The organism is Actinomadura sp. GC306 (assembly GCF_004348665.1).
Taxonomy (GTDB): domain Bacteria; phylum Actinomycetota; class Actinomycetes; order Streptosporangiales; family Streptosporangiaceae; genus Spirillospora.
The window spans coordinates 1-5,735 of record NZ_SMKM01000360.1 but is presented as its reverse complement, the minus strand read 5'-3'; the positions used below and the strand labels follow the sequence as shown (position 1 = coordinate 5,735).

Annotated in this window: 5 protein-coding genes and 1 pseudogene; 2 read left to right on the top strand and 4 right to left on the bottom strand. The window is 70.9% G+C overall.

Translation table 11 applies throughout. From position 1 onward, the window contains the following. Window positions 1-283: pseudogene (locus E1200_RS30615) on the bottom strand (hypothetical protein); the annotation flags it as partial. Window positions 284-560: 277 nt separating this feature from the next. Further along, complete coding sequence (locus E1200_RS30610; protein WP_243708971.1) at window positions 561-1,139, bottom strand: YbhB/YbcL family Raf kinase inhibitor-like protein; 579 nt, start codon at window positions 1,137-1,139, stop codon at window positions 561-563. A gap of 388 nt (window positions 1,140-1,527) precedes the next feature. On the opposite strand from E1200_RS30610, the gene E1200_RS30605 reads away from it, so the two are divergent. After that, the gene (locus E1200_RS30605) at window positions 1,528-2,913 is read left to right on the top strand and encodes an NAD(P)/FAD-dependent oxidoreductase (RefSeq protein WP_131955669.1); all 1,386 of its coding nucleotides are present in this window, start codon (window positions 1,528-1,530) and stop codon (window positions 2,911-2,913) included. A gap of 186 nt (window positions 2,914-3,099) precedes the next feature. Here E1200_RS30605 and E1200_RS30600 read toward each other — a convergent pair whose 3' ends face one another. Together E1200_RS30600 and E1200_RS30595 are read right to left on the bottom strand one after the other, a co-directional pair. Next, a complete protein-coding gene (locus E1200_RS30600; protein WP_243708970.1) occupies window positions 3,100-3,792 on the bottom strand; it encodes an ABC transporter permease in 693 nt (230 codons plus the stop codon). A gap of 112 nt (window positions 3,793-3,904) precedes the next feature. Beyond that, entirely contained in the window at window positions 3,905-4,897 is a 993-nt protein-coding gene (locus E1200_RS30595) for an ATP-binding cassette domain-containing protein (RefSeq protein ID WP_131955667.1), read from the bottom strand. A 257-nt stretch (window positions 4,898-5,154) separates the two neighbouring features. Between E1200_RS30595 and E1200_RS30590 the strand changes: the two genes are divergently transcribed. Next, window positions 5,155-5,715, top strand: coding sequence for a PH domain-containing protein (locus tag E1200_RS30590; protein ID WP_131955665.1), 561 nt, complete (start codon window positions 5,155-5,157; stop codon window positions 5,713-5,715). Window positions 5,716-5,735 lie beyond the last annotated feature (20 nt).

The following is a 5,735-nucleotide window of genomic DNA, read 5'->3' as shown; positions in this document are numbered from 1 at the left end:
GGCCGCCGGCGACCCGGCGGTCATGGGCGGGCTCGGGGGCGCCGTGCCGGTCGTAACCGCCGTCGTAGGCGCCGTCGTACCCGTCGTTGTAGCCGTAGTCGTCGGGACCGCCCATGTCGTCCTGGGACGGGGCTCCCCGGCGTCCGCGCGGGTGCTGCGGCTCGTCGTCCATCCAGTCGTCGTCGTCGCGTCCCGCCCTGCTGGCCCGCAGGCCGAGGGCTACGAGGACGACCACGAGGACCACGACCACAATGAGGCCGAAGACCACGATGTAAGAAGTCATGCCACCACCCAATGCCTTGGCCCGGTGAGAGTCCCTGGCGCGGACCGCGAGTCCGTCACGATTGTCGCAGGCGACCGGTGCCGCTCTGGTCGCCGCCGCCTCGGTCTAGCCCGATTCTGACCGACCGCTATGACCGTTGTCACACCCATCGCGCACATTCACCCTCGCACGGCACGTCCCGATCGGCCAATCGAGCCCGTCGGTACGCCCCTATCGGCTCAGTCCCCCGGTGGGGTCCGCCCTGACCCTGGGCCCTCGGGCTCCACGGTCAACGCGACTAATTGCCGCCGAAGTTCCCGATAATCCTGCCCCGTCCGATCGTGTGCCGGGCGATGGCGGGGAGCGAGTCCTTCAGTGCGGCGCCGTCGGCGAACGGCTCCGGGTGGTCCAGCGCGTAGATCGTGAACCGGTACCGGTGCCGTTCCCCCTTGGGCGGGCACGGCGGCGCGTAGCCCGCCTTCTTGTCTGTGGTCAACCCTTCGACGGTCCTGTCCAGCCGGGCGTCCTCGACGAGTTCGTTCACCGTCCCGCCGATGCCCGCGATCACCCAGTGGACGCGGGCGCCGCCCGAGGCGTCCGGGTCGTCCACGACGATCGCGTACGACCGCGTCTCGGCCGGCGTGCCCGACCACCGGAGCGGCGGGGTCTTCCCCTGCCCGCCAGGGTACGTCGTGCAGCCGTACCGCGGGGGCAAGTCCTGCCCATCGCGGAAGACCGGGCTGGTCACGGTGAACCACTCCGACAGTTCGGCGCTCTTGTTCTCCGGCTGGCCGAACAGGCCGCAGCCGCCGACGGACGCGGCGACCGCGAGGGCGCCCGCCGCGGCCATGATCGGACGCCGCTCTCTGCTCATCATCGATACGCTCCCGGGCGAGATCGTACGCGGCGCGCCGCCGGATCGCCGTCATCTCGGCCGCATGCGTCCCGCCCGCCGGCGCCCCTTCCTCCTAGGCCCCAACGATTCGGCCCCAACCCTAGGGCTTCACCGGGACCGGAACGGGCCTTTCCCGCCACCGCGGAGCGGTCCGCCGCCCGCGCCCACGCTGTGACCTTGGTCATGCGCCTTCTGTCTCGCGCCATCCGTTATTGCGAAGGAGTGGTGGGTTTCACAGGCGTATCGGCCTCCTGCTTTGCCGGGACGGGAAGTTCTGCACTTCTTCCCCGGTTATTGGTTGGTGCCAGGCATACCCCGTCCGCTAGCTTGTGAACGTCTTCACAAGCCGACCGTGACATTGGAGGCCGCAATGGCCAGGATCGCCCAGGAGAGCCCTGGCGCTCCCCACATCCTCATCGTGGGTGGCGGCTATGTGGGCATGTACACCGCCCTGCGCCTGCAGAAGAAGCTGCGACGCGAACTCAAGCGGGGCGAGGTGAGGGTCACCGTCGTGGACCCCAACTCGTACATGACGTACCAGCCGTTCCTTCCGGAGGCCGCCGCAGGGAACATCTCCCCGCGGCACGTCGTCGTCCCGCTGCGCCGCGTCCTGCCCAGGGCCACCGTGCGCAAGGCGCGGGTCACCGAGCTGAACCACGACGAGGGGTGGGCGATCGTCCAGCCGCTGGCCGGGCCGCCGGAGCGCATCTCCTACGACTATCTCGTGATGGCCGCGGGCGCGGTGCCGCGGCTGCTGCCGATCCCCGGGCTCGCCGAGAACGGGATCAGCCTCAAGACGGTCGGCGAGGCCATCCACCTGCGCAACCACGTGCTGGAGCAGCTGGAGATCGCCGAGTCCACCGACGACGCCGAGCTGCGCCGCAAGGCGCTCACGTTCGTGTTCGTCGGCGGCGGGTTCGCCGGCGTCGAGGCGGTCGCCGAGCTGGAGGACATGACCCGCGACGCCACGAAGTACATGCGCAAGGTCACCCCGCAGGACCTGCGGTTCATCCTCGTCGAGGCCACCGGCCGCATCCTGCCCGAGGTCGGCCCCGACATGGGCAAGTGGACCGCCGAGCAGCTCCGCGGCCGCGGCATCGACGTCAAGATGAACACGCTGCTGGAGTCGGCCGTGGACGGGCGGATCGAGCTGTCGGACGGCAGCTCCTTCCAGGCCGGGACCCTGGTGTGGAACGCGGGCGTGAAGGCGGCGCCCGTCGTCCGGCGGGGCGGCCTGCCCGTGGACGACAAGGGCCGCGTCAAGGGCACCGAGTACCTCACGATCGAGGGCATGGTCCGGGCGTTCACCGCCGGTGACAACGCCGCCATCCCGGACCTGACGCGGGAAGGCGAGTTCTGCCCGCCGAACGCGCAGCACGCCGCGCGCCAGGCCAAGGTCCTCGGCGACAACATCGTCCGCTCGCTGCGCGGGAAGAACCTCAAGCCGTACGTGCACGAGAACATCGGCGCGGTCGCCGGGCTCGGCCTGCACAAGGGCGTCGCGCAGACCTACGGCTTCAAGGTCAAGGGCTGGCCCGCCTGGTTCATGCACCGCACCTACCACGGCGCGAAGGTCCCGACCTTCAACCGCAAGCTGCGCGTCGTGGCGGACTGGACGCTCGCCCTGTTCCTCAAGCGCGAGACCGTCTCCCTCGCCACCGTCGAGCAGCCGCGCGCCGACTTCCAGCTGGCCGCCCTGGACGACGTCCGCCCCGCGACCCGCCCGGCCGACCAGCCCAAGGAGCCCGCCGCCTGACCCGAGCCGCCCGACCCGAGCCTCCTGATCCGAGCCTCCTGATCCGAGCCTCCTGATCCGAGCCTCCTGATCCGAGCCGCTGAGCCGACCGGCACGCATGCCCCGGCGGACCCGCATCCGCCGGGGCGTGCGCATCGCCGACCCGGTCCGGTCGGACGCCCCCGGCACCGAGGGCGACGACACCGGCTACGCGCGCTTCTTGAAGGCGCGCAGGGACAGCGGGGCGAAGACCAGGGAGAAGGCGAGCCCCCAGATCAGGGCCGTGATCGCGTGGTCGAGGACGGGGCCGCCCACCAGCAGGCCGCGCATGGCCTCGACCAGGTGGGTCACCGGGCTGTTGTCCATGACGAACGCGAGCCCGGACGGGATGCCGGCCGTGTTCGGGATGAACGCGGTGCTCATGAAGCTCAGCGGGAAGATCGCCACGAAGCCGAAGATCTGCACCTTCTCCGGCTCGTTGACCTTCATCGCGATGTAGACCGACGTCCAGGAGAACAGGACGGCGAAGGTCAGCAGCAGCGCGAACGCGGTGAACGTGGCGAGCACGTTCGTCTCGATGCGGAAGCCGATGATGAAGCCGACGACCAGCAGGATCAGCATCGACCACGCCTGCTTGGCGGTGTCGGCGATGATCCGCCCGGCGAGCGGGGCGCTGCGCGCGATCGGCAGGCTGCGGAACCGGTCGAAGACGCCCTTGGTGATGTCGGTGTTGAGGCCGAACCCGGTGCTCATCCCGGCGAACAGGGCGTTCTGCGCGATGATGCCGGGGATGACGACCGGCAGGTAGGCGTCGACGCTGCCCGACATCGCCGGGCCGAACACGTACGCGAACAGCAGCACGAACATGATGGGCTGGATGGACAGGTCCAGCAGTTCCATCGGTTGTGCTTGATCTGGACGAGGTTCCGCCAGGCGAGGGTGGCGGTGTTGCGCAGGGCGGTGCTCGGGGCGACCCGTTTGGCGAGGTCCTGCGGCGCGAACGTCGCGGTGCTCATGCCGACGCCCCTTCCTTGCTCGCGGACTCGGCGAGCTCGCCGGCCTCGGTGTCGATGTCGTCGGTGTGGTGGCCGGTGAGGGCGAAGAACACCTCGTCCAGGCTCGACTTGCGCAGCGACAGCTCGCCGACGGTGACGCCGGCGTCGTCGAGGCGGCGGACCACGGCCGGCATCAGCTCCGGGTCGGTGATCGGGGTGCTGACCCGCCCGTCGGCGAGCTCCGGAACCGACTCGGTCAGCTCCCCGACGACCTTCGCCACGGTCTCCGCGTCGGCGGCGTGGACCGGGCGGACCTCCAGCACCTGGCCGCCCACCTGCGCCTTGAGCACGTCGGACGTGCCGTGCGCGATGATCTGCCCGCGGTCGATGACGACGATGTCGTCGGCGAGCTGGTCGGCCTCCTCCAGGTACTGCGTGGTGAGCAGCACCGTGACGCCTTCGCCGGTCAGGCCGCGGACGATGTCCCACAGGCCGTTGCGGCTGCGCGGGTCGAGGCCGGTGGTCGGCTCGTCCAGGAAGAGGATCTGCGGGCGGCCGACGAGGCTCGCCGCGAGGTCGAGCCGGCGCCGCATGCCGCCCGAGTACGTCTTGGCGGCGCGCTCGGCGGCGTCGGAGAGCTGGAACCTGTCGAGCAGCTCGGCGGCCCGCGCCCTGGACGCCCGCCGGGACATCCCCAGCAGCCGGCCGATGAGCAGCAGGTTCTCGGTGCCGGTGAGCATCTCGTCCACCCCGGCGTACTGGCCGGTGAGACCGATGAGCTGCCGCACCCTGTGCGCCTCTTTGACCACGTCGAAGCCGCCGACCCGGGCGCTGCCGCCCGTCGGCTCGATCAGCGTCGCGAGGATGCGGGTCATGGTGGTCTTGCCCGCGCCGTTGGGGCCGAGGACGCCGAGGACCGCCCCCGGTGGGGCGGTCAGGGAGACGCCGGCCAGTGCCCGGGTCTCACCGAACCGCTTCTCCAGGCCGTCGGCCTGGATGGCGTACGTCATGTGATCTCCTGAGATCGTGTCGCCGGACGTCCCCGCCCCCCGTCGAGACGGTTCAGCCGAAAAATATGCGGTACCCGGCTCGGATGCATCCAGTTTTCTCCGCCGCCCAGCGGGACTCAGAGGAGGCGCCGGAGCATTCCCCCAACTTCGCACGCACCACTGACAGAACGATGACGCGCGCGCGATTGTGCCCGGATCCGGCGGTTCGCGGGAACCGGACCGGCGGAAGCGGGCCCCCGGCGTTCTAGACTCGCGGTGTGACGTCGGTGCGGCGCAGTCACCACAGGGACGGCGGGGGGCCGCACCCGCCGCGGCTGCGGCCGCCCGAACACCGGGTGTCGGCCCGCGCGATCGCGCAGTGGGCCGTCGAGTACCTGCTCGTGTGGGGCCTCGCGTTCGGGCTCGCGCTCGGCGTGGCGGCCTGGGTGGGCGACTCCGGCTGGGACGCCCTGCCCGGGTGGCTGGCGGGCCGAATCGGCTGGCTGCCGTACGTCGTCGGCGCCGCGGGCCTGCTGATGGCGGCGGTCGCGCCGGTCTGGCGCTACCGCGTCCACCGCTGGGAGGTCAGCTCCGACGTCGTCTACACGCGGACGGGCTGGTTCAGCCGCGAATGGCTGCTGGTCCCCGTCGGCCGCATCCAGACCGTCGACACCGAGCAGGGCTGGATCGAGCGGATGCTGGGCCTCGCGACCATCGAGGTCAACACCGCGTCCCACGCGGGGTCCTCCGAGCTGTCCGGGCTCCCGGTGGACGTGGCGACCCGCCTCGCCGAGGACCTCGCGCACCGCGCCCACGACCTGCGCGACGACGCGACGTGACCACCGAAAGCGGCGAACAC

Bases quoted from the DNA above. Each gene is read 5' to 3' on its own strand.
- E1200_RS30610 (WP_243708971.1), bottom strand. From the start codon at position 1,139: ATGATGAGCAGAGAGCGGCGTCCGATCATGGCCGCGGCGGGCGCCCTC.
- E1200_RS30605 (WP_131955669.1), top strand. From the start codon at position 1,528: ATGGCCAGGATCGCCCAGGAGAGCCCTGGCGCTCCCCACATCCTCATC.
- E1200_RS30600 (WP_243708970.1), bottom strand. From the start codon at position 3,792: ATGGAACTGCTGGACCTGTCCATCCAGCCCATCATGTTCGTGCTGCTG.
- E1200_RS30595 (WP_131955667.1), bottom strand. From the start codon at position 4,897: ATGACGTACGCCATCCAGGCCGACGGCCTGGAGAAGCGGTTCGGTGAG.